The 23,402-nt window shown below is 43.1% G+C and carries 19 protein-coding genes; 11 read left to right on the top strand and 8 right to left on the bottom strand.

The window, feature by feature from the left end:
- Positions 1 to 169: 169 nt before the first annotated feature.
- The 4 genes from OCU36_RS06595 to OCU36_RS06580 all read right to left on the bottom strand — a co-directional run bounded on the left by OCU36_RS06595 (position 170) and on the right by OCU36_RS06580 (position 4,338).
- Positions 170 to 853: a hypothetical protein gene (locus OCU36_RS06595; RefSeq protein ID WP_261839592.1), complete on the bottom strand. Its 684-nt coding sequence runs from the start codon at positions 851 to 853 to the stop codon at positions 170 to 172.
- 260 nt (positions 854 to 1,113) lie between these two features.
- Positions 1,114 to 3,108: a carboxy terminal-processing peptidase gene (gene prc / locus OCU36_RS06590; RefSeq protein ID WP_261839591.1), complete on the bottom strand. Its 1,995-nt coding sequence runs from the start codon at positions 3,106 to 3,108 to the stop codon at positions 1,114 to 1,116.
- Positions 3,109 to 3,125: 17 nt separating this feature from the next.
- Positions 3,126 to 3,749: an RNA chaperone ProQ gene (gene proQ / locus OCU36_RS06585; protein WP_261839590.1), complete on the bottom strand. Its 624-nt coding sequence runs from the start codon at positions 3,747 to 3,749 to the stop codon at positions 3,126 to 3,128.
- Positions 3,750 to 3,846: 97 nt separating this feature from the next.
- Positions 3,847 to 4,338 (bottom strand): GAF domain-containing protein, encoded by a 492-nt coding sequence (locus OCU36_RS06580; protein ID WP_261839589.1) that lies wholly within the window; start codon positions 4,336 to 4,338, stop codon positions 3,847 to 3,849.
- An 89-nt stretch (positions 4,339 to 4,427) separates the two neighbouring features.
- Between OCU36_RS06580 and OCU36_RS06575 the strand changes: the two genes are divergently transcribed.
- The 4 genes from OCU36_RS06575 (at position 4,428) to rsmF (ending at position 11,775) form a co-directional block, all read left to right on the top strand.
- Complete coding sequence (locus OCU36_RS06575) at positions 4,428 to 6,224, top strand: ABC transporter ATP-binding protein (protein WP_261839588.1); 1,797 nt, start codon at positions 4,428 to 4,430, stop codon at positions 6,222 to 6,224.
- Between the two features lie 33 nt (positions 6,225 to 6,257).
- Positions 6,258 to 7,562, top strand: coding sequence for a paraquat-inducible protein A (locus tag OCU36_RS06570; protein WP_261839587.1), 1,305 nt, complete (start codon positions 6,258 to 6,260; stop codon positions 7,560 to 7,562).
- Positions 7,549 to 10,206, top strand: a complete 2,658-nt coding sequence (locus tag OCU36_RS06565; protein WP_261839586.1) for an MlaD family protein — start codon at positions 7,549 to 7,551, stop codon at positions 10,204 to 10,206. The genes OCU36_RS06570 and OCU36_RS06565 overlap by 14 nt, the downstream gene beginning before the upstream one ends.
- Before the next feature lie 147 nt (positions 10,207 to 10,353).
- On the top strand, positions 10,354 to 11,775 hold the full coding sequence (gene rsmF, locus OCU36_RS06560) for a 16S rRNA (cytosine(1407)-C(5))-methyltransferase RsmF (RefSeq protein WP_261839585.1): 1,422 nt from the start codon (positions 10,354 to 10,356) through the stop codon (positions 11,773 to 11,775).
- A gap of 89 nt (positions 11,776 to 11,864) precedes the next feature.
- Here rsmF and OCU36_RS06555 read toward each other — a convergent pair whose 3' ends face one another.
- Entirely contained in the window at positions 11,865 to 12,773 is a 909-nt protein-coding gene (locus OCU36_RS06555; protein ID WP_261839584.1) for a CvfB family protein, read from the bottom strand.
- Between the two features lie 36 nt (positions 12,774 to 12,809).
- On the opposite strand from OCU36_RS06555, the gene OCU36_RS06550 reads away from it, so the two are divergent.
- The gene (locus tag OCU36_RS06550) at positions 12,810 to 14,165 is read left to right on the top strand and encodes a hypothetical protein (protein WP_261839583.1); all 1,356 of its coding nucleotides are present in this window, start codon (positions 12,810 to 12,812) and stop codon (positions 14,163 to 14,165) included.
- A 101-nt stretch (positions 14,166 to 14,266) separates the two neighbouring features.
- Here OCU36_RS06550 and OCU36_RS06545 read toward each other — a convergent pair whose 3' ends face one another.
- Both OCU36_RS06545 and OCU36_RS06540 read right to left on the bottom strand, forming a co-directional pair.
- Positions 14,267 to 14,752 (bottom strand): PaaI family thioesterase, encoded by a 486-nt coding sequence (locus OCU36_RS06545; protein ID WP_261839582.1) that lies wholly within the window; start codon positions 14,750 to 14,752, stop codon positions 14,267 to 14,269.
- Between the two features lie 175 nt (positions 14,753 to 14,927).
- Complete coding sequence (locus OCU36_RS06540) at positions 14,928 to 15,815, bottom strand: putative PEP-binding protein (RefSeq protein ID WP_261839581.1); 888 nt, start codon at positions 15,813 to 15,815, stop codon at positions 14,928 to 14,930.
- Positions 15,816 to 16,022: 207 nt separating this feature from the next.
- On the opposite strand from OCU36_RS06540, the gene OCU36_RS06535 reads away from it, so the two are divergent.
- Both OCU36_RS06535 and OCU36_RS06530 read left to right on the top strand, forming a co-directional pair.
- Positions 16,023 to 17,081, top strand: coding sequence for a 3-deoxy-7-phosphoheptulonate synthase (locus OCU36_RS06535; protein WP_261839580.1), 1,059 nt, complete (start codon positions 16,023 to 16,025; stop codon positions 17,079 to 17,081).
- Positions 17,082 to 17,093: 12 nt separating this feature from the next.
- Entirely contained in the window at positions 17,094 to 17,576 is a 483-nt protein-coding gene (locus OCU36_RS06530) for a YajQ family cyclic di-GMP-binding protein (protein WP_004733632.1), read from the top strand.
- Between the two features lie 191 nt (positions 17,577 to 17,767).
- Here the strand turns inward: OCU36_RS06530 and OCU36_RS06525 are convergent, their stop codons facing one another.
- Positions 17,768 to 18,709: a precorrin-2 dehydrogenase/sirohydrochlorin ferrochelatase family protein gene (locus tag OCU36_RS06525; protein ID WP_261839579.1), complete on the bottom strand. Its 942-nt coding sequence runs from the start codon at positions 18,707 to 18,709 to the stop codon at positions 17,768 to 17,770.
- 480 nt (positions 18,710 to 19,189) lie between these two features.
- On the opposite strand from OCU36_RS06525, the gene OCU36_RS06520 reads away from it, so the two are divergent.
- The 4 genes from OCU36_RS06520 (at position 19,190) to OCU36_RS06505 (ending at position 23,380) form a co-directional block, all read left to right on the top strand.
- Complete coding sequence (locus OCU36_RS06520; protein ID WP_261839578.1) at positions 19,190 to 20,218, top strand: amino acid ABC transporter substrate-binding protein; 1,029 nt, start codon at positions 19,190 to 19,192, stop codon at positions 20,216 to 20,218.
- Between the two features lie 70 nt (positions 20,219 to 20,288).
- Complete coding sequence (locus tag OCU36_RS06515) at positions 20,289 to 21,494, top strand: amino acid ABC transporter permease (protein ID WP_261839577.1); 1,206 nt, start codon at positions 20,289 to 20,291, stop codon at positions 21,492 to 21,494.
- Position 21,495: 1 nt separating this feature from the next.
- Entirely contained in the window at positions 21,496 to 22,593 is a 1,098-nt protein-coding gene (locus tag OCU36_RS06510; RefSeq protein ID WP_261839576.1) for an amino acid ABC transporter permease, read from the top strand.
- A 22-nt stretch (positions 22,594 to 22,615) separates the two neighbouring features.
- Positions 22,616 to 23,380, top strand: a complete 765-nt coding sequence (locus OCU36_RS06505; protein ID WP_261839575.1) for an amino acid ABC transporter ATP-binding protein — start codon at positions 22,616 to 22,618, stop codon at positions 23,378 to 23,380.
- Positions 23,381 to 23,402: the final 22 nt, after the last annotated feature.

Raw genomic sequence — 23,402 nt, 5'->3', positions numbered from 1 at the left:
AAAAAAGGAGGCATTGTAGAAAAATGCCTCCTTTTTTTACTGTTTTATTAATCAAACCAGACATGAACGTCTATAAAGTGACCTAAAAACCATATTATAGATAAGTGACTACGCAACAAATAATCGAGTAACAAGCTTTGAATATTCATTCATTTAGGAAGTAATAAGGTTATTGAATTCGTTTTAGCACTGCAAACATGTCTCCCTCTTCACCTTGAAGAGTCAATACATCACTGTTCAGTGTATAACGGGTGCCATGTTCGCCATTTTCATATAGAAGCACCAATTGATCACCTTCTGTGTAATAAACGCCTCGACGAACAACCTCACTTCCCACTTCATCAGACACTCGAAACATAAACACAAAGTCCGGCTGAAGCACGAGATCCATTTTTTGGATATTGCTCGCCCGCAAATCGCTTCCTGAAAGCTCCGCACTAGACCAAATTCCCGCCAGAGCATTCGGTAAGGCTTTGGTGAACATGACACCATTTAAGTTCAGCATATTATGATTACTGCTGTAAGCGTAAACCTGTGGCTCAGACGTGTTCAAACCAAGAATTAGCGTGTCTTCATTAGCGTTATACAGACCTTCCCAGTGATCGACACTGTAATCTTTCTTCTGTATGTCAATAGTAAATGAGTAGTTAGAATTAAGGGTAAGCTTTATTGTTCGGAAGTTTTCACTACCTTGCCTAGGGTTTGGATTCATCAAATACCAATCACCAAGCAACAAAGGAAGGTCAAAATAGGACAGATTACTATCGCTTTTTGATTGTTGACCGCTTGGAGCTCCTTCGCTCGCAAAAGCAATAAAACTTACACAAGATAAAAACAGTAGAATCTGTTTCATAAGCGCCCCCTCGTTTTCATTAAGCTTAGGCACGCAATGAAGATAATGCTAAAAAAACATGACCCAAGTCACTAAATTTTAAATACAAAGTAACTTAATTGTCATTATAACTTATAAAATCGAGCGAGATGATAATAAGAATAGAAAGCAAAAAGAAAGATAATCAGTATATATAACAAGAAATTACTGCTAAGTAACAAACACAAAAAAGCGAGCCGAGGCTCGCTTTTTGATCTTAAGTGATTCAACAGAAACTTGATCTATTTCTTGATCATATCCAACATGATAGCGACGGACTCATCAAGATAAGCATCTGGGGCTTCATAGTCTTTAGGTACATCATCTAATGTCTTAAAGGGCTCTAATTTAGCCGCTTTTTGACGTTGATTGATACGCTCTAGACGCAGTGCATCCGCATCATCACTCTCTTTCTGGCGTACCTTTTCATTGAGAGAAAGGTAGTTATCATCTTTATCTGCTTTATATTTTGCAATATCTTGCGCGATAAAACCAAATTCCATATCCGTCTTAATGCGAGTTTGGTGTTTAGTTGTTAGAGAGGCGATCTCTTTATCGTTACGTTGTAACTTGGAGTAATTCGCCTTATCAATACTATCCCAAGGCAAAGCATTACCTTCAACACTCTCCCCTGTATCTGCTGGATCAATCGGGCTTGGGTAAGCAATATCAGGCACTACACCTTTGTTTTGCGTACTTCCACCATTGATTCGATAGAATTTCTGGATGGTATATTGAACGTAACCCAACTCTTTATCGAATAAATCATAGATATGGTTTAACGACCGATGCTGTTGCACAGTCCCTTTACCAAAAGAGTTTTCGCCAAGGATAACTGCACGACCATAATCTTGCATCGCTGCTGCAAAGATCTCGGATGCTGAAGCACTGTAACGATTTATCAATACCGTTAACGGGCCTTGGTAACTGATCTTGCCATCCGTATCACTGTTCACTTTGACACGACCATAGCTATCACGCACCTGAACGACAGGTCCCTCTTTAATAAACAAACCAGAGAGTTCGGTAGCTTCCGTGAGTGCGCCACCACCATTGTTTCTCAGATCAACAATAATACCTTCGACACCTTGCCCTTTAAGCTCAGTGATCAATTTATCGGTATCTTTAGAAAGGCCAACATAGAAACTTGGTACTTCTAGTACACCAATCTTCTTGCCATCTTGCTCAATCACTTCAGATTTAACAGCACGGTCTTCTAAACGAATCTTATCGCGCACGATTGTGACAACGTGACTTTTTGCATCTTTACCATCTGGCAAGATCTGTAGCTTAACTTTGGTCCCTTTCGGTCCTTTAATTAATTGCACTACATCGTCTAAACGCCAGCCGATAACATCAACCATCTCTTCGCCATCTTGACCAACGCCAACAATACGGTCGCCATCGCTCAATTGTTTGCTGTTTGACGCAGGGCCACCAGCCACTAAAGAGCGAATCACGGTGTAGTCGTCTGTCATCTGAAGTACAGCACCAATACCTTCTAGAGATAGATTCATCTCAGATTGGAATTGCTCTGCATTTCTTGGAGAAAGGTAACTGGTATGCGGATCGACTTCACGCGCGAAGGCGTTCATATAAATCTGGAAAGCATCTTCATTATGCGATTGCGTAATACGCTTCATCGCATTGTTGTAACGCTTTTCCAAGATCTCTTGAATTTCAGGCCATTTTTTACCCGTAAGTTTTAGATTCAACGCATCGTATTTAACACGTTTTCTCCAAAGTTCATTCACTTCAGCGATATCTTTTGGCCATTCAGCTTTACTGCGATCGAGCTCTATACTTTCATCGGTATCAAACTTAATTTCGGTATCGAGCAGAGACAATGCATATTGAAAACGTTCAAAACGCTTCCGCATAGACAAATTATAGACATCGAATGCGATCTGATTATTACCCGCTTTCAGTTGATCATCGATTTGCGTAGATGAAGATGCGAGTGAATCAATATCAGCTTGTGTGAAAATATTACGATTATAATCCAGCATCCCTAAATAACGGTTAAAGATAGCTTGAGAAAAATTATCGTTGAGATTGAAGTGTTTATAATGAGAACGAGTAAATCGAGAGGTGACACGTTTACTTGCTGTTTCGTGTTGAACCTCAGGAGCGAGTATAGGCAAATCATCCTGATTTAATTTGGCTTCGAGAGCCTGCGCTGAAGCTACTAGCCAAAAGCTAGCAGCAATCAGTGTCAATTTTGAACGGCATTTCATGCGTAGGAGTATCTCCTTTAAGCGCGCAAGTGCTCCGCTTTAACAACCATTTGTAGGCCGTTTGCTAACTGAACACGCACATCTTGCTTATTGATTTCAACAATGGTCGCAGCCATGTTTCCTTTACCCATGTTCACATTTACTTCTTTGCCAGCGATGAATTCGTCAGCGTTCAAAGCGCGTGTTTCAACAGGCTTTTCTACTTTTGGAGCTTTAGGCGCTTGACGACGAGGCGGTTGAGCTTTCTTCGCTTTAGGTTTTGCTTTGCCTTCTTCACGCGCTTTTTGTGCTTGTTCTTTACGACGAGCTTGAACTTTCGCTTTGCTTTCTGCAAGTGTCGCTTTAGCGTGTTCAACGTGCTCTTCTTCTAATGTGCCACATGCGTTGCCGTCTAGGTCAACACGTTCTGCGCCCGCTTTTACGCCGTGCAGGTAACGCCATGATGATGTGTACTGTCTTAACGCTGCACGAAGCTGAGTCTTACTGACTTTTTCGTCTTCATTTAGACGTTCAGCAAGATCTTGAAAAATACCAATTTTAAGTGGTTTTGCCTCACCTTCTAAAGTAAAGCATTTAGGGAAACATTCAGCAATATATGCGATAACTTCTTTGCTGTTTTTTAACTTTTCAGTGTTTTCCATGTGGGTTCCTGGTTTTTGCGGTTTTCCGCGAGCATTAAGAAAATATTTTTACGTATTATAGAGAGATGCTTGGGAAAAACCACACTAAGAGAATAATTTATGCCTTGTTCGTATGCGAATTAAGCAGCTTTTCTACTTCTGCCATGAAAAATGTCAGTCCATCTTCATCGATTTGAGAAAAACGACCAACATTTGGGCTATCGATATCAAGAACACCCGCTATTTTCCCATCAATCGAGAAAGGAATAACGATTTCAGAGTTACTCGCAGCGTCACAAGCAATATGACCTTCAAACTCATGAACATCGTAAATACGTTGAACGCTGTTCGTTGCAACCGCCGTTCCACACACGCCACGCCCTACAGGTATGCGAACACAAGCTGGTTTGCCTTGAAAGGGTCCTAACACAAGTTCATCTTTTCCCTGAGCCATGCCTTGCTTCATTAAATAGAAACCCGCCCAATTCAGCTCATCCAACTCCATGAACAATAATGAACTGATATTAGCAAGATTAGCAGTTAGATCGGTTTCTGATTCAATTAATGCAATGGCTTGCTTGGTTAAGCGCTGGTAATGTTCTATTTTCATATTAACTTCCAATTAAATCGAGGCTTCCATTATCAAGAGAACGCAGTAGAATGCGGCTATCAATCCAAATAGGACTTATTCTCATTATAATGAACAATTCAGAAGATACTATTAGCCGTTCTTGGTTGATAACTCAAGTAAAAAAACACAAGTCCAAATTACTGTTTGCTAACATTATTGCTATTGTTGCAACGCTCATTAGTGTTCCTATCCCGTTGCTGATGCCATTAATGGTCGATGAAGTATTACTTGATAAGCCCGCTTCAGGCTTAGAGATGATGGACCACCTACTTCCTTCTTCGTTACAAACACCGACTGGCTATATAGCACTCACGTTGTTGTTAGTGATTATCATGCGCTCCGTTAGCCAAGCGTTGAATATTCTGCAAGGCCGTCAGTTTACGCTCGTGTCCAAGACAATTACCTATCAAATGCGCAGCAAGATGATAGATAAGCTTGGCCGTATCAGTATTCGGCAATACGAGACCAAAGGCAGTGGCGGTATCAATGCGCATTTGATTACCGATATTGAGACCATTGATAAATTTATTGGTTCTACCCTGTCAAAATTTATCATCAGCTTTTTAACTGTGCTTGGAACGGCCATCGTTTTACTTTGGTTAGAGTGGCGATTAGGGCTCTTTATCTTACTGGTTAATCCTGTTGTCATTTATTTCTCCCGTAAACTAGGCAGTAGGGTCAAACATCTTAAAAAATACGAAAATCAATCTTTTGAACGCTTTCAAAACCGCTTAGTCGAGACCTTAGATGGCATTTATCAACTAAGAGCGGCAAACAAAGAACGCATTTTTCTCGATGAACTTAAAGTGCAAGCAAACCAAGTCAGAATCGATGCCGACAAATACGCTTGGCAATCTGAAGCTGCTGGCCGTGTTTCGTTTCTACTCTTCTTATTAGGGTTCGAGCTTTTTCGTGCCGTCGCTATGCTAATGGTGCTATTCAGCGACTTAACCATCGGTCAGATTTTTGCGGTGTTCGGCTACTTATGGTTTATGTTAGGCCCTGTTCAAGAATTGCTAGGGATTCAATTCTCTTGGTATAGCGCGAAAGCGGCACTGCAGCGCATCAACGATCTTCTGCAACTAGAAGAAGAGAAGCGCCCAATCAGCAAAGTAAACCCATTTAATGATGATCAAGAAGTGACCGTCGATATCGAAGGTGTTACATTCTCTTACACATTAGAAAACACTGTTTTAAATAAGCTATCGCTGCATATACCAGCAGGTAAGAAAGTGGCTCTGGTCGGCGCAAGTGGCGGTGGTAAATCGACCTTAATCCAGTTGCTGATTGGGGTCTATCAAGCAGACTCTGGTTGCATTCGCTATAACGGTGAAACCACCGACGACATCAGCTTTGATGTAATACGCAATCAAATTGCCGTTGTTTTACAACAACCTATACTCTTTAACGATACATTGAGGCATAATCTGACCCTTGGTGCTGAATACGATGAAATGTCGTTGTGGCGCGCGCTTGAAGTCTCGCAAATGCAAGATGTCATCAAACAACTGAGTCATGGCTTGGATACGCAAATTGGTAGGAATGGCGTTCGACTGTCTGGCGGTCAACGACAACGCTTAGCCATCGCTCGCATGGTGCTGAGTAATCCTAAGTTTGTTATTCTTGATGAAGCGACATCGGCACTGGATACAGCAACAGAGTCAGCACTTCACAAGGCATTGAGCGAGTTTTTGAAAGATCGCACAACTTTGATTGTGGCTCATCGATTATCAGCGGTGAAACAAGCCGATCTAATCTATGTTTTGGAAGATGGACAAGTCACACAAACGGGAACACATGGTGAATTGGTTGAACAACAAGGACTCTATCAAACACTCTATGGCAGTGTGCAGTCGCACGCCTGATGTATATGGGTGTACGTACTTGAGTCCGATTAAATGCCGGATTGTCGTTTCAATGCGGGAGGTCGCGTGACCTCTCCATCCTTAACCAACTCTTTGTCAACAAAACATCAGTGTGACAGTCGCTCTATACGTTTGTGTCAGGGCTGCGAACTTCCCGTAGAGAAATTGGACATTCCTTTAGGGAAATCGGCTTACTGCCCAAGATGCGGTACTCAACTTTATAAAGGTGGTACGCCGAGTCTATCTGGTAACCTAGCCATCGCGATTACCTGCTTATTGCTGTTTATTCCCTCTCATTTCTTCGAATTCATCAGTATTCGGCTGATTGGTGTCATGATTCCAGCGACGTTACCATCGGGTGTTTTTACTTTGATGAGTGAAGGCTTCCCTCTGTTAGGCTTACTGATCTTATTTTGCAGTTCAATCGCCCCGCTGCTTGTTTGTACCTCGGTACTCATTAGCCATGTATCACTGCGTTTTAAGATATTCACCCCCTTTCGTTATGCATTAGCTATTATTCAAACACTCAAGCATTGGATGATGTTCGATGTGTTTTTGGTGAGCGTGGCTGTCTCATGTTTCAAACTGCAAGATTACTCCGACATTTTCGTGGGCCCTGGCTTAGTTGGCCTAATTCTACTCCAGCTTTTCAGTGTCTTACTGGTCAGCCGTATCAGTGTGCGTCGCTACTGGGAGGCTTGGGTGAAAGAATCTGACTACACTTTTACTGAAAGTAAGAATGTACACTGCCACCATTGCCACCTGTCTCAACCAAATGGGCATGTTTGTGTTCGTTGCCACCATGACTTATATCACCGTAAGCCCTACTCTATACAAAAGACATGGGCTCTGCTTTTCGCTGCGTCAGTGGCTATCATACCGGCTAACGTTATTCCTATTTCTATCCTTATAACCAATGGACAGCGACTCGAAGACACCATCATTTCCGGTGTCGCTTCGCTGATCAATAGCGACATGTATGGCATCGCCGCGATCATTTTCATTGCCAGCATCATTGTGCCTGTCGCTAAAATACTGGGTCTCGCCTACATCTTAATTTGTATCAAGATGAAGCGCGCGGTTTACCATAGGCAACGTATGACCATCTATTTCATTGTGAAATGGATTGGGAAATGGTCGGTAATGGACCTGTTCGTTATTTCGATAATGATGACCTTGGTCGACCGTGGACAAATTTTAAACTTTACACCAGGTTATGGTGCCGTCGCTTTTGGTGTCGTTGTTGTTCTTACGATGCTGGCTGCGGAAAGCTTAGATCCTAGGCTAATTTGGGATAACTATACCTCTAAAGATGAGTCAGTGAATGAACAACGATAACCCATCACAAACGTCATACTCACCAGAAGTCAGGAAAAACAAAGGCATTTCACCTTTGTGGATTCTGCCAATACTAACCGTCGCATTAGCTGGTTGGTTAGTCATGAAATCAATACACGATGCTGGGCAACGTGTGCAGATATACTTCTCGGATGCCGCCGGTTTAGTCGCCGGTCGAACGACGATTCGTTACCAAGGCTTAGAGGTAGGTATGGTGCGCGACATCAACTTATCCAAAGATCTATCAAGTATCTATGTGGATGCTGACATCTATCCTGAAGCGAAGAAGTTACTCTCAAAAGGTACTCGTTTTTGGCTAGTCAAACCGACCGCAAGCTTATCTGGCATCTCAGGGTTAGACGCATTAGTTTCGGGTAATTATATTGCTATTCACCCAAGTGAAACCGAACAAGAGCCAGAAACCATATTTCACGCATTAGATTCATCGCCTTCTGATTTATTGGCTTCTGATGGACTCAATATATCGCTGACGACCAAAGACCTTGGGGGCGTATCTGTGGGTTCTCAAATCGTTTACCGTAAAATCCCAATTGGTGAGGTTTATAACTACCAATTAAGCGACGATGCTAAATCCATTACAATTCAAGCGTCAATTAAAGACGAATACAGCCATATCATTACCGACCAGAGCCGTTTTTGGAATGTGAGTGGCCTAGGTGCCAGTATTGGTTTTTCTGGTGTTGACGTTCGCTTAGAGAGCCTAAGCGCACTGCTTGGTGGTTCGATTGCGGTTGACTCTCCTGGAGAAGGGCAACCCGTTAAGATGAACACTAAATTCAAACTTTACCCAGATTTGAAAACAGCGGGTCGAGGCATCTCAATCAAAATCGCTTTACCAGATGACAATAAGATCAGCACTACTGGCGCTCCAATCATGTATCGCGGTATCGAAATCGGCCAAATCACCGATCTATCGCTAAGCGAAGGGCGTGAAAATGTCGTCGCATCTGCCGCTATCCAACCGGCATTCAGTGACCTGTTAAATAGTGGCAGTAAATTTGTGTTAGAAGAAGCAGAATTATCGCTCACTGGCATGAAAAACATTGCCAATTTAGTCACGGGTAATTTTTTAACCTTAGTGCCTGGCGAAGGTGAAAAAGCACGTCGATTTACTGCAATCCGCAAAAACGAATTGAGTCAAGAACAAGAGCAGTCGATCGCTATTCGTCTTACCTCTAACAATTCATTTGGTTTAGATGTCGGTGCTCAAGTACTTTATAAAGGCATTGCTGTTGGATCTATCATCCAAGTAGGCTTGGTCGATGGTGTGGGGACGGGATCCGACAAACACGAAGTGTTTATGGATGTGCTTATCGATAACAAATATGCTCACCTAATCAAAAGCCGCAACCGTTTCTTTGTGACAGGCAGCGCGACCGCAGAACTTACCGAGTCAGGTTTGAGCGTTACGGTTCCACCAGCAAAACAACTTCTGACTGGTTCTATCAGTTTTGTGAGTGAAGGTAAACCTGAAGCTCGAACGGACTATCAGCTTTTCCAAAGTAAATCGTTAGCAGAAATCGCTAAGTTCAATCAGTCTGGTTCCAAAACGCTTTCGTTATTTGCGAGTGAATTACCTTCAATCTCGAAAGGAAGCCCACTCCTCTACCGTAACCTACAAGTAGGTAGCATTGCTGATTTCCAACTTGCCGATGGTGGGGTAAAAATTAAAGTCACAATCGAAAATCGTTATACACATTTACTCAATAAGAATACCGTTTTCTGGAACCGTTCAGGCGTTGAGGTTGATGCGTCGCTGTCAGGAATTAGTATTAAAGCTGCGCCGGTAAAAACTCTTATTCAAGGTGGTATTGCTTTTGATTCTCTGCCAGGGATCGACAACAAAATCGGAGATGCATGGAAGCTTTATAAAGACTCTAAATCCGCTCGAAAATTTGGCCGCGCGATTACAATCACCTCTTCTGGCAATCAAGAAGTCAGCAAAGGTATGGCAATCAAATATCAAGGAGTGAAGGTTGGTGAAGTCACCTTAGTTGTCCCCAACTTTAACACCGGTGGTATTGAAATTACGGCCCGAATTTTACCTGAATATGTCGACAAAATTGCGGTTTCAAATAGCCACTTCTGGTTAGCAGAACCGCAGATTGGCCTAAATGGCATTAAGAACGTTTCGGCCTTAATCACTAAGTACATCAAGGTAGAGCCAGGTAAAGGCAATAAAGTGACCAAGTTCAAACTGAGTAAAGGTCCCGCTCAGCCTGAAGGCAAGATATTCCAGCTACAAAGCGAAACGCGAGGCTCGGTATCTGAAGGCACACCAATTCTGTTCCGAGAATTAGAAGTCGGTTCTGTGATCGATGTGCATCTGGGCGAGTTTGCAGACCGTATTATCTCAACCATTCAAATAAAACCGGAGTTTGCGTATTTGATTCGTTCCAACAGCATTTTCTGGAATGTGTCTGGAGTTGATGTTTCCATTGGCTTATCTGGTGCGAACATCAAAGCAGGTACGGTAGACAGTTTATTAAGAGGGGGCATTACATTCTCAACGCCACCGACGAGCGAACTTCAGCCACTGGCAAGCGAAGATCAGTCTTTCTACCTCTACCCTAAAGCCGAAGATGAGTGGAAATCATGGCGAACCGCGATTCCTCATCCATAGAGCGCCTCCTGACGTTCCACCAAGATTAATTCTTCATCAAAATGCAGCCATTAGGCTGCATTTTTGTTGTTTACCGTAAATATGGTTTAGGGCAGCCTCATTTTGCTTTAAACTCCCAACATTAATGCAATAATTCGAGATACCCTTTTGCACGCTAACGTATATATCCCAGAAGAATTTCTAACGCACATCGAAGCGATCATGCCAAGTCATCTAGATATGGCTTCTTTTGTCGCATCTTGTCAAAAGCCACTGCGTAAAAGCATTCGAGTCAACACATTGAAGATCAGTGTCGAAGACTTCCTCATCCGTGCGAAAGACAAAGGTTGGGAACTGGAGAGTGTGCCTTGGTGCGAAACAGGATTTTGGATTTCCGCAGATGAAAGTGAAACGCCATTAGGCAATACGGCTGAACATATGTCTGGTCTTTTTTACATCCAAGAAGCCAGCTCTATGATGCCACCTTCAGCACTTTTCCAAGGTGATGCAGACTACCAATCGGTGCTCGATACGGCGGCGGCACCCGGCTCCAAAACAACGCAAATAGCCGCGCTAATGCATAATCGTGGCGTGTTGGTTGCTAATGAATACGCGGCAAGCCGTGTGAAAGTCCTTCACGCTAACATTGAACGTTGTGGTGTCCGTAATGCCGCACTGAGTAATTTTGATGGGCGCGTGTTCGGAGGTTGGCTACCCGAACAATTCGATGCCGTATTGTTAGATGCCCCCTGCTCTGGCGAAGGTACGATTCGTAAAGACGCCGATGCGATGAAAAACTGGACGTATCAATCAGTGGTCGATATTGCGAACACACAGAAAGATCTGATTGAAAGTGCATTCCATGCTCTCAAGCCTGATGGTGTGCTGGTTTATTCAACGTGTACCTTGAGCACCGAAGAAAACCAACAAGTGTGTCACCACCTAAAAGAAACCTTTGGTGATGCGGTTGAGTTTGAATCTCTTGAATCACTATTCGACAACGCAAAAGCAACCACGACCGAAGAAGGCTTTCTTCACATCTTCCCACAGGTGTATGACTCGGAAGGTTTCTTTGTTGCTCGTATCCGTAAGCTCGCGTCTGTGAATCCACCAGACGTTAAAAAACGTCTGGGTAAATTCCCATTTGAAAAAGCGTCAAAGAAAGTTCAGCAAGATGTCGCTGAACAGCTAGTGAATACTCTCGATATCGAATTGCCAAGCGATACTCAAGTTTGGATTCGCGACAACGACGTTTGGCTATTTCCTAAAGCGCTAGAGCCTATGATCGGTGAGTTTCGCTTCTCTCGTATGGGAATCAAGATCGCTGAAACCCATAAAAAAGGTTATCGCTGGCAACACCAAGTTGCGACAACGCTCGCGACGGGTAATGAAGCTAACATCGTCGACCTTAGCATCGAAGACGCTCGTGAATGGTTCATGGGACGCGACGTCCGCCCTGAAAACTTATCAGGCAAAGGCGAAGTGCTAGTAAAATACAACGGCGCAATCATCGGCCTTGGTAAGTGGGTTGGCAACCGAGTGAAGAACGGTTTACCACGCGAACTCGTACGCGACAAAAACCTTTTCTAGTCACCCGATTAAAACTCGCCACAGTACAGAGAAAAACAAAAAGCCCAAACAACGTTAAATGTTTGGGCTTTTTTGACCGAATGGATCGCTTATTTAACTAAGCTGATGCCTTCTTTATCGATAGTGATCTTGCCAGATTTGTACAAACCACCAATCGTCTTCTTGAACGTACCTTTGCTGGTTCTAAATGCAGAGAAAATCGCTTCAGGTGAAGACTTGTCATTCAGAGGTAAGAAACCGCCTTTCTTCTCAAGCAGATCAAGAATCTTAGTGCTTAGATCATCCATTTTCGCGACACCAATCTTCTGAAGCGACAAGTCAATCTTACCGTCTTCTTCACGAACATTTTTAACATACCCTTTCAGCGTTTTACCGATGAACAACTTACCGATGATGTCTGATGGGAAAATCATCCCCCAGTGCTCTCCATTCACGATCGCTTTATAGCCCAACTGGCTGCGTTCAGCGATGATAAGTTCTACTTGTTCATTGCGCTCATAAGTTGCAGGGGTTTTGTCTAACCACTTGTTGAACTTTGTGGTACCTACAATACGGCTCGATGCTTTATCAATATACACATATACTAAGATTGATTGGCCTTCGTTTAAACGGCCGCGTTGCTCACTGAAAGGAACCAATAGGTCTTTACCTTTCACGCCCCAGTTCATAAATGCTCCGGTGCTGTTGACACCTTCGACCGTCATTAGGCCAAACTGCCCGACTTGAGCGATGGGTTTTTCAGTGGTTGCGGCGATTTGGTTATCAGAATCAATGTATAAGAACACGTCTAGCTTTTGACCAATTTCAACACCTTCAGGAGTAAACCGCTTCGGAAGCAACACGGTTCCATAGTCGCTAGCGTCAAGGAATACACCGAAGTCTGCTTGTTTTACTACTTCTAGATTGTTTATTTGACCAATATTAATCATCAAGATTGTCTCTACTTTAAATTTGGCGGTGATTATACGTGATCTCTGATATGCTTTCGCTAGTTTCATTCATATTTTTATATTTTTATATTTTAGGAGACATCGTTGATCACCGTTGATAAACAAGATGCGATAACCATTAAAATTAACCATGCGATGGCGAAAACCAAAAAGCTTGATATGGACGTTTATCTCTTCATTCCCGGTGAACTTGGCCTCACTCCAGAAGTGCTTTCTGAAAATGCATTCTTTTACAGCTCTATTATTCAGAAGAGAACTTACTACAGTGATAAAACGCTGCTACCGCTAGTACATAGCCGTTTAGCCAAACGGGGCCACTTATCGACGACACAATATCGTGTAAGCTTGAGTTTGTTTGCATACCAATATGTCATTGCGTTGGACAAAGCCGTCAGCGCTTTGAATAAAACCAATAGTGACGACGTAACAGAAGACGATGTCGATGAAGTGATTGAACTCGCGTTAGACATACTAAAAAAGCTTCGCCGAAGTATTCCTTACGAAGAGAACCTCAAACGTTACTACGCAAATATTGATAACTATCTTTCTTGGTACACTGAGCAAAAGTTTTTATCGCTGGTTTCACACATGCCTCGTGGTAGTGAATATTCGACCATCAAAGAGAGACTTTTAACGCTTTGCGAGAAAGAAACCGCTCACCGTAAACTGAATCGTTACAACTCAGCAAAAGTTAGAGAGGACATCACTCGTCTAAGCAACAAAATGAGATTGTTGCGCCGTTTGATTGAACACCCTATCGTATTGAAAGAAAAAACCACATCAATGGGTAAAAACGTCAAACGGGCCGTGAAAGGTATCGCGACCGGTTTGGTCATGGTCGTCGTCACCACGACGGTTATATTGGCTCGTGATTTCCTTGGGGAGATCACCGCCTCTTTCATCGTGGCGATGTCCTTCATTTATGCATTGCGCGAAATATTCAAAGATGACTTAAGGGATATTCTTTGGCGCTGGCTTCGCAAAGGTAAACCAAAATGGAAGCGCCGCTACTTTGACCCGACAACCAATAAATCTGTCGGTCATAAGTTAGAATGGTTGGATTACGCAAGTTTTTCTAAGCTAGCAGACCGGATTCAAGCCATACGTAAGAAGCGTGTCGTACAACGTGAAGAACAAATTTTGCATTATCGATCTCATACTGAAATGTCGACATCGACGTTCATGAGTGGCTATGAAGAAACTCGTGAAACGTTATCAATAAGCTTAAGATCGCTAACACGCTTGATGGACAAAAGCTCAAATAAGATTTACCGCTTGAATGAAGGGCAAGTAAGTCGTGAATCTGTCGAAAAGCGCCACCTACTCAACCTGATCATTAAAGAGAACAATCACGATAATGAACCGACCTATTACCGTTGGAAGATTGTAATGAACCGTTCAAAGATCGTGGATATCGAGCAAATAACTCAAGAATCTTAATCTTGTTCCGGTATGTGGATGTTCAATTCACATACCACTCTTCTCATTTGTTCAATGATAACCTTCTATTGAACCGCCCTCTTCAGGTGCATATTTCCGAGCTATTTTCTAGACGGAACTTTTTTAATCGAAAGTGTTAACGTGAACTCCGCCATTGGTTCGTCGCCATGCAAAGACGGACAAGTCGCGATAATGGTCACTGGATGATTGACTCGCTCGCCAGTAGACAAAGTTTCAGCCAGCATTCTATTGATCAACTCACCATCGTTGCAAGTGAAGTGTACGTCACCTTCTGGGCGCTTTAAGAACTTCCCTGTCACCTCTTTAAATGCCAACGAAATCTTTTCACCTTGCTGCTGAGATTTGCTCATCGCAAGAAAACCGCCTGCGACATCGGCACCTACAGCTAAAACACCAAAATACATGCTATTCAGGTGGTTCTTGGTGCGTCTTTTAAGCGGAATTTTGACTTCAACATGTTGGTTGTCCAAAGCGAGCAGTTTTGGTCGACATAACCAGATCAGAGGCACTTTAAAGAAACCAAACATGCTCAAGTAGACATTTGCTTTTTGTAGAGGGGTCAACATTTGAATCACCTAATCAAGTTAGTCATCAGACCAGTTAATCGAACAGCGTTAGGGATGTCAAAAAAATGTTATAAAAAAGAGATATCATCGCATCATGATATCTCTTTCATTCTCAAAGCTTTAGCGCTTCAAATAAACGGATACAGCCAGTTGAGTGACTTAGACAACAAACCGATTACGCAGTCACGACCGTTTCGACCCCTTCTAGATCAGCGATGAAGCTTTGTAGGCGCGGGTAGTCAACCAAACCTTGAGTCACCATCAGTATTGGCTTCTTCGCGTTCAGGGTTGCTTTCACAATCATACTCAATAAAATAATGACGGCCTCGTTTTGAGGGTCAAAAGCATGTCGTTGAACTTCATTGTGCTTATCTATACCTAAAGTGAAAGACGCTAAGCTATCAACATTCACAACCACACCATCAAAGTAATGCAGTAAACGTTCGCTCAATAGCACGGCAGACGGCACATCACACGAGAACAGTACTTTCAAACCATTCAGACCACGTGGTAAGCCTTGCTCGGCAAGCAGGTCAATAATCTTAGCGGCATCGCTTAATGCTCGTACATACGGCACAACCACTTCAACGTTAATACCCTGCTCTCGCAACGTTTTAATAACCTGACACTCTAAAGCGAAAGCCTTGCTGTACTCTGGCGTCGCGTAACGAGCAACGCCGCGAACGCCTAGTGCAGGGTTAACCTCCTCAGCTTCACAGTTCCCGCCAAGCAACGAACGGAAGCCATGGCTGTCTGCACTGCTTAATGCGATACGTACAGAAGTGTGATTTGGCTGAACCGCAGCTTGGATAGCAATCACCAAGGTTGAAATAAAATGCTCATCGACAGTTTTATCGCCAAGGATCGTATTTAAGGATGTTTTTTCAATATCAGTCAGTGTATCTAAATGACTTTCGATACTTGGATGGTAAAAGACACGATCCATCACCAATTCTGATAATGAAACGTATAAGTGGTTGGCATTATTATTAGCGTTATAAGAAGGCAGCACATCACCTAAAACCAGTCCTGGGTGCAAAGTGCTTTGATTTTCTTGAGTCATTGCTGCTCCAGCATTTTTATGTTGTGTTCAAACGAAAATACCGATAGCTGCCTGTTAATACAAGTGAAAATCCCTCATTTGACGCAGGCCTGCTGATAAAAATTAGAATATTAGCAATAACAGAGATAACTTTGACTTAAGAGAGTTTATTCCTCTGTTCAATTCCGTTATCTTAACCACTTCGCAATAGAATAAAAAAGCTATCACATGCCATTAAAAACTGATGAGTTGAGAACCCAAGCTCTGGGTCCTATGCCAACTCCTGCCGAACTAGGCAATGCACACCCTATTACTGACGACGTTGCAGAGCGCATTAAAAATTCTCGCCGCCAAATTGAAGATATCTTAACAGGTCGTGATGACCGCCTATTAGTCATCGTTGGCCCATGTTCTGTTCACGATACAGAAGCAGCACTCGATTACGCTGAGCGCTTAAGTCAGATTCAAGACCAGTATAAAGATGAACTGTTCGTGGTCATGAGAACCTACTTCGAGAAACCTCGTACTGTTGTCGGTTGGAAGGGGTTGATTACTGATCCGAATCTTGATGGTTCATACGCACTTGAAACCGGCCTAAACAAAGCTCGTAAACTTCTACTCGACATCAACAAGCTTGGCCTAGCTACCGCGACTGAGTTCCTTGATATGATCACAGGTCAGTACATTGCAGACCTTATCACTTGGGGCGCGATTGGCGCTCGTACAACTGAATCTCAGATTCACCGTGAAATGGCTTCTGCACTGTCTTGCCCAGTTGGCTTCAAAAACGCGACCAACGGCAACATCAAGATTGCTATCGATGCAATTCGTGCTGCGCATGCTTCACACTACTTCTACTCTCCAGATAAGAACGGCCGCATGACGGTTTACCGTACTTCTGGCAACCCATACGGTCACGTTATTCTACGTGGTGGTGATAAAGGCCCTAACTTCGACGCTGAATCTGTAGATACTGCGTGTAAGCAACTGGCTGAATTCGACCTGCCTCAACGTTTAGTTGTCGACTTTAGCCACGCTAACTGTCAGAAACAACACCGTAAACAGTTAGAAGTTGCACAAGACATTTGTGAGCAGATCAAATCGAACAAGAACCAAATTGCAGGCATCATGGCAGAAAGCTTCATTATTGAAGGCAACCAGCCAATGACAGACATCAACAACCTAGAATATGGCAAATCGATTACTGATCCATGCCTAAGCTGGGAAGATACTGCAACAATGCTAGACATGCTTGCAACAGCAATTAAAGATAGAAACTTAGCTTAAGGAAACAACACAATGCCATCATTTGACATTATCTCTGAAGTAGAAGCAGTAGAACTGCGTAACGCGGTAGACAACGCAAACCGTGAACTATCGACTCGTTTCGATTTTCGCGGCGTTGAAGCAAGCTTTGATTACAAAGATGAATCAGTAAAATTGACTGCTCAAGACGATTTTCAACTGAAGCAAATGCGCGATATCCTTCGTAGCAACCTAACAAAGCGCAATGTTGATCCAAACGCGATGGAAGCAAAAGCGGCAGACCAAACAGGTCGCACTTGGCACCAAACGGTTATCTTTAAGCAAGGTATTGAAACTGATGTCGCTAAGAAGATCGTTAAGCTAATCAAAGACAACAAAGTTAAAGTTCAAGCTTCTATCCAAGGCGACAAAGTTCGTGTAACAGGTAAGAAGCGTGATGACCTACAAGCTGTTATGGCTCTAGTTCGCAGCGGTGAACTTGGTCAACCTTTCCAGTTTGACAACTTCCGCGACTAATTTTTGAATTAGAGCGACCGCCAATTTGGGTTGCTCATTCATCAGCACAATGTCGTGTTTGAAATAGCAGAAAGCCACTTCTTTATAGGAAGTGGCTTTTTATTTATCTGTGTCCAGTTTTAGTTTTATTCCGAGCCTCTAGCCGATTTCAACCAGCCAGAAAGCTCTCATTTCAACTAGAAGCAACTACCTCAACTGAGTACTTGGGCTGCTGACAATTTTAGATCTTTGCCGACCAGCAGATTGAACTCTACGCTTGCTGGTGGAATAAACACACACACTCGTAATTTCTCTGCTCTTGCTTGCTCAAGCTTGGTTGATAGCTCTCCGCTGTTGGCGTAGCTCTCTCTTTCTGCATCTCGGCGGCACAGGTCGATAAATTCAAATGGACAATCGCTCGATGAAAGTACGAGCTCTGCTTCTTGCATCAAACGCAAAGCCTTCATAGACAGCAATTCGACGTCTTGCTCGAATTCAATCCAAGTGACCTGCCCTTCGCTATCTACGCCTTCGGTTACCGCTTGCTGGTAGTAAAGCTCTAACTGCTCTCTGTCATTCACCTGCTCGATAAAGCTGGATGACAAGAAACGCTCCCAAAACTTACGACGCTCGTCGACGGTTGGAAATGACGCTTTGATTGAATTGCGTTTTGATGCACCGAAGTCTGCTATCAAGCCTATATTTTGTGGCAATACCGTTTCGAGTTTTTCTCTGATATTTCTTACTAAAACAGGTGATGCACCACCACTAGAGATGGCAATTTGGATTCTTCCGCGATTTATCATCGAAGGTGTGATGAAGTCGCAGTAAGGGAGATCGTCAACGACATTGACTAGAATGCCCAGTTTTTTCGCATCATTATACACTTGGTGATTCAAGCTTGGATTGTCTGTTGTCGCCCAAACCTGCAAGTAATTTTTCGATATTATTTGTGACGAGTAGAAATTTTGAATCCAATGAAGTTTTCCATCATCAATTAATTGCTTTAAGTAAGGCGCGACCTTAGGAGATACCAACGTTACACTTGCCCCGGCTCGCAACAAGCTATCGACTTTACGGCAAGCAACTTCACCACCACCCACCACTAAAATGGGCTTATTCTCTACATCCAAAAACATCGGGAAATAACGCATGTTCTTCCTTGATACGACTTAAATAACTATTCATCCATGCTACCAAATTTGGAGCATATTAATAACTATCCAAGTACAATAAAAATATTTTTTAACCAAATTTTAACCTTTTTCAAGTCTAATGCTTCGCTTTAACAACACAAACTCAGAACATTCCCCCAGTCAATTATCAATATAAAAACCTAAATCTTGTTGCACCAATTGTGTGATACGTTGCACTATTTACATCGAGTTAACATTTCGTCATCCTAATTGTGTTCGGATTTGTGATTTCACTCAAAATTCTTTTTAAATTATACATTTGTGAAACCACGAATCCTTTCCTAACCTTATAAACAGTTGTTTAAATCGCGCACGGTTTCATTTGCAAAATGCAACTCGTTTAATTTGAACAACAAGGTCATAGACAACGCAACACATACAAGAAACTCAAATGAGCACGAGTATCAGGTGTCACCTGGTTAACAAGGAAGGATACAAATGACAAATAAACTAACACTTCTTGCTTCAGTGGTAGCGGCATCAACTGCGATGATGGCAACATCGGCATCAGCGGCAGAAAGCACTCTGGATAAAGTCACATCTCAAGGATTTTTAACTTGTGGTGTCAGTACAGGTCTTCCAGGGTTCTCTAACCCTAACTCAAAAGGTGAATGGGAAGGAATCGATGTTGAGTATTGTCAAGCTCTTGCAGCGGCGGTACTCGGTGATAAGAGCAAAGTTAAGTATGTACCGTTAACAGCGAAAGAACGTTTCACTGCGCTACAATCTGGTGAGATTGACGTACTATCACGAAACACAACATGGACACTGCATCGTGATACTGCTCTAGGTTTGAACTTCGTGGGCGTTAACTACTACGATGGTCAAGGCTTCATGGTTAAAAAAGAACTTGGTCTAACAAGTGCTCGAGAACTTGATGGCGCTTCAGTATGTGTTCAATCAGGTACAACAACTGAACTTAACCTAGCCGATTACTTCCGTAACAGCGGCATGTCTTACAAGCCAGTGGTATTCGATACGGCAGCACAGACATCGAAAGGTTTTGATGCCGGGCGTTGTGATGTTCTTACCACAGACCAATCTGGTCTATACGCACTTCGCTTGAATCTAGCCGATCCTAAATCCGCACAGGTACTTCCTGAAATCATCTCTAAAGAGCCGCTAGGTCCTGTTGTTCGTCAAGATGATGATAAATGGTTTAACGTTGCTAAATGGACACTTTCAGCAATGATTAATGCGGAAGAGTACGGTATCTCTTCGAAGAATGCTGATGAAATGCTCAAGTCAAAAGATCCAAACATCAAACGTATTCTTGGTGTTGACGGTCCTAAAGGAAAAGGCCTAGGCATTCGTGACGATTGGGGTTACCAAGTCATTAAGCAAGTTGGTAACTACGGTGAGAGCTTCGAACGCACGGTGGGTACAGGTTCACCACTGCAAATCTCTCGAGGCGTAAACGCACTATGGAATGCGGGCGGCTTTATGTACGCTCCACCAATCCGTTAATAAATCTCCAAGCATCAATGAGGGCGGCTTGTCCGCCCTATTTATTAAATGGATTTGAGGTTATAGCAGTATGAAACCTAATGACACGACGTCTCCAACTCAGGCAAAGCCACAGCCCAAAAGTACCAACCTTTTTTACAACCCAACGTTTCGCTCCATCATTTTCCAAATTATCGCTGTCGGAGCGCTTTGTGCTTTCTTTTACACGATTGTAACTAACGCACTCACTAACTTAGACTCCCGTGGTATCACCACTGGTTTTGATTTTCTGTCTCAAGAAGCTGGTTTTGGTATCGGCTTAACACTGATTGAATACGACGAAACCTTCTCATACGGTCGTACATTCTTTGTCGGTCTCCTCAATACCGCTTTGGTTTCAGTACTCGGCATTATGTTAGCCACGGTACTGGGCTTTAGTATGGGTATCGCTAGACTTTCTTCAAATTGGTTAGTTAGCCGTTTTGCAGCTGTCTACATCGAGATATTCCGAAATATCCCTCTTCTTTTACAAATCTTTTTCTGGTACTTCGCCGTTCTACAAGCCTTGCCTTCTGCTCGTCAAAGCATGAGCCTAGGTGAAGCCATTTTCTTGAACGTACGTGGGTTGTACTTCCCAGCTCCAGTATTAGAGCAAGGCAGTAGCATTGTCATTGCATCATTGATTGCCGGTATCATCGCTACGTTTATTATCAACATTTGGGCCAATAACAAACAGAAACTGACCGGCCAACAAACACCGATGTTGCGAATTGCCGCAGCGTTAATTTTAGGCTTACCGTTGGTAACTTACTTTGTTATGGGTATGCCTATCTCTGCGGATTACCCTGTTTTGAAAGGGTTTAACTTCAAGGGTGGTATTAGCGTAATCCCTGAACTTGCAGCATTGATGCTTGCTTTAAGTATCTACACAGCGGCGTTCATTGCCGAGATTGTGCGTTCTGGTATTAATGCGGTAAATCATGGGCAAACTGAGGCTGCTATGTCTCTTGGAATCCCACGAGCGAGAACCCTTAAGCTTGTCATTATCCCACAAGCATTAAGAATTATTATCCCACCACTAACCAGTCAGTATTTAAACTTGACCAAAAACTCATCACTTGCGATGGCCATTGGTTACCCGGATCTTGTCTCTGTATTTGCAGGAACAACACTGAACCAAACAGGACAAGCTATCGAAGTAATCGCGATGACAATGGGTGTCTACCTGACCTTGAGCCTATTAACGTCCGCTCTAATGAACATATACAATCGCAAAGTAGCGTTGGTGGAGAGATAAGATGAGTACACATCAATTTCAACCTGATCTTCCGCCTCCAGCGAATACCGTTGGGCCAGTCGGTTGGTTAAGAAAAAATCTGTTTAATGGACCCGTTAACAGCGTCGTCACTGTGGTTCTTGCTTACTTTGCTTTTACCCTTCTGTGGGCAGTCGCGGATTGGGCATTCATCAGTGCTGACTGGATAGGAACCACACGTGATGCCTGTACAAGCGATGGCGCTTGTTGGGTTTTTATTAGCGTTCGTTGGGACCAATTCATGTATGGCTTCTACCCTGAAGCGGAACTGTGGCGACCTCGCCTATTCTACGCAACGTTAGCTATTTTTGTGGCCTTACTGGCTTATGAAAAAACACCTAAACGTACGTGGATTTGGTTGTTCTTCGTTAACATCTACCCATTTATCATTGCAGGCTTGCTATACGGAGGTGTCTTTGGACTGGAAGTTGTTGATACCCATAAATGGGGTGGTCTACTGGTTACACTGATCATCGCACTTGTTGGTATTGTCGTGTCACTGCCTATTGGTGTTGCACTTGCTCTTGGGCGTCGCTCAGAGATGCCGATCATTCGCAGTATGTGTACTGTATACATCGAAATTTGGCGTGGCGTACCGCTGATTACCGTTCTATTCATGGCTTCAGTAATGCTGCCACTCTTTTTATCAGAAGGGACAGAAACCGATAAGCTGATCAGGGCACTTGTTGGGGTTGTCCTATTCAGCGCCGCTTACATGGCTGAAGTCATTCGTGGTGGTTTACAAGCAATACCAAAAGGCCAATACGAAGCCGCTGATGCTCTCGGATTGAGCTACTGGAAAAAGACTGGGCTTATCATTCTGCCTCAAGCTCTTAAAATCACGATTCCTTCAATTGTGAACACCTTCATTGGTTTGTTCAAAGATACCAGTCTTGTTTTGATTATTGGTATGTTTGATGTACTTGGGATTGGCCAAGCCGCGAATACCGACCCTGAATGGCTTGGATATTCAACAGAAAGTTATGTATTTGTCGCGTTAGTGTTCTGGGTGTTTTGTTTTGGCATGTCGAGATATTCGATATGGCTAGAAAACAGACTTCACACCGGTCACAAACGATAATGAACAAGATCAAGGACGTATTATGACGCAGCAGACAGAAAACAACTCTCAAGGTCTTATGATCGAGTTGAAAGACATGAACAAATGGTACGGTGAATTCCACGTACTTAAGAATATCAATCTAGAAGTTAAAAAAGGCGAGAAAATCGTTATTTGTGGCCCTTCAGGCTCTGGTAAATCAACGATGATCCGCTGTATCAACCGATTAGAGGAGCACCAAAAAGGCCATATCTTCGTTTCAGGTAATGAATTAACAGAAGATCTAAAGAACATCGAAGCTGTTCGCCGTGATGTAGGGATGTGTTTCCAGCACTTCAATCTGTTTCCACATCTGACGGTATTAGAGAACTGTACTCTGGCCCCTATCTGGGTGAAAAAGATGCCGAAAGAAGAAGCAGAAGCGATTGCAATGAAGTACCTTGAGCGCGTAAAAATCCCTGAGCAAGCTGACAAGTTCCCAGGCCAGCTTTCAGGTGGTCAACAACAGCGTGTCGCTATTGCTCGTTCTTTATGTATGAACCCTCAAGTCATGTTGTTTGATGAACCTACATCAGCACTCGACCCAGAGATGGTACGAGAGGTGTTAGACGTAATGGTTGAGCTTGCAGAAGAAGGTATGACCATGCTGTGTGTTACTCACGAGATGGGTTTTGCTAAAGAAGTCGCCGACAGAGTGATCTTTATGGATGCGGGAGAAATTATTGAAGAAAATAACCCAATCGATTTCTTTGAAAACCCAAAATCGGACAGAACACAAAACTTCTTAAGCCAAATCCTACATCATTAATGTGATACTATTCAGCTATCGA

Source organism: Vibrio artabrorum (assembly GCF_024347295.1).
Taxonomy (GTDB): Bacteria; Pseudomonadota; Gammaproteobacteria; order Enterobacterales; family Vibrionaceae; genus Vibrio; species Vibrio artabrorum.
The sequence above is the reverse complement of the archived record's forward strand: the minus strand, read 5'-3'. Positions and strand labels throughout refer to the sequence as shown.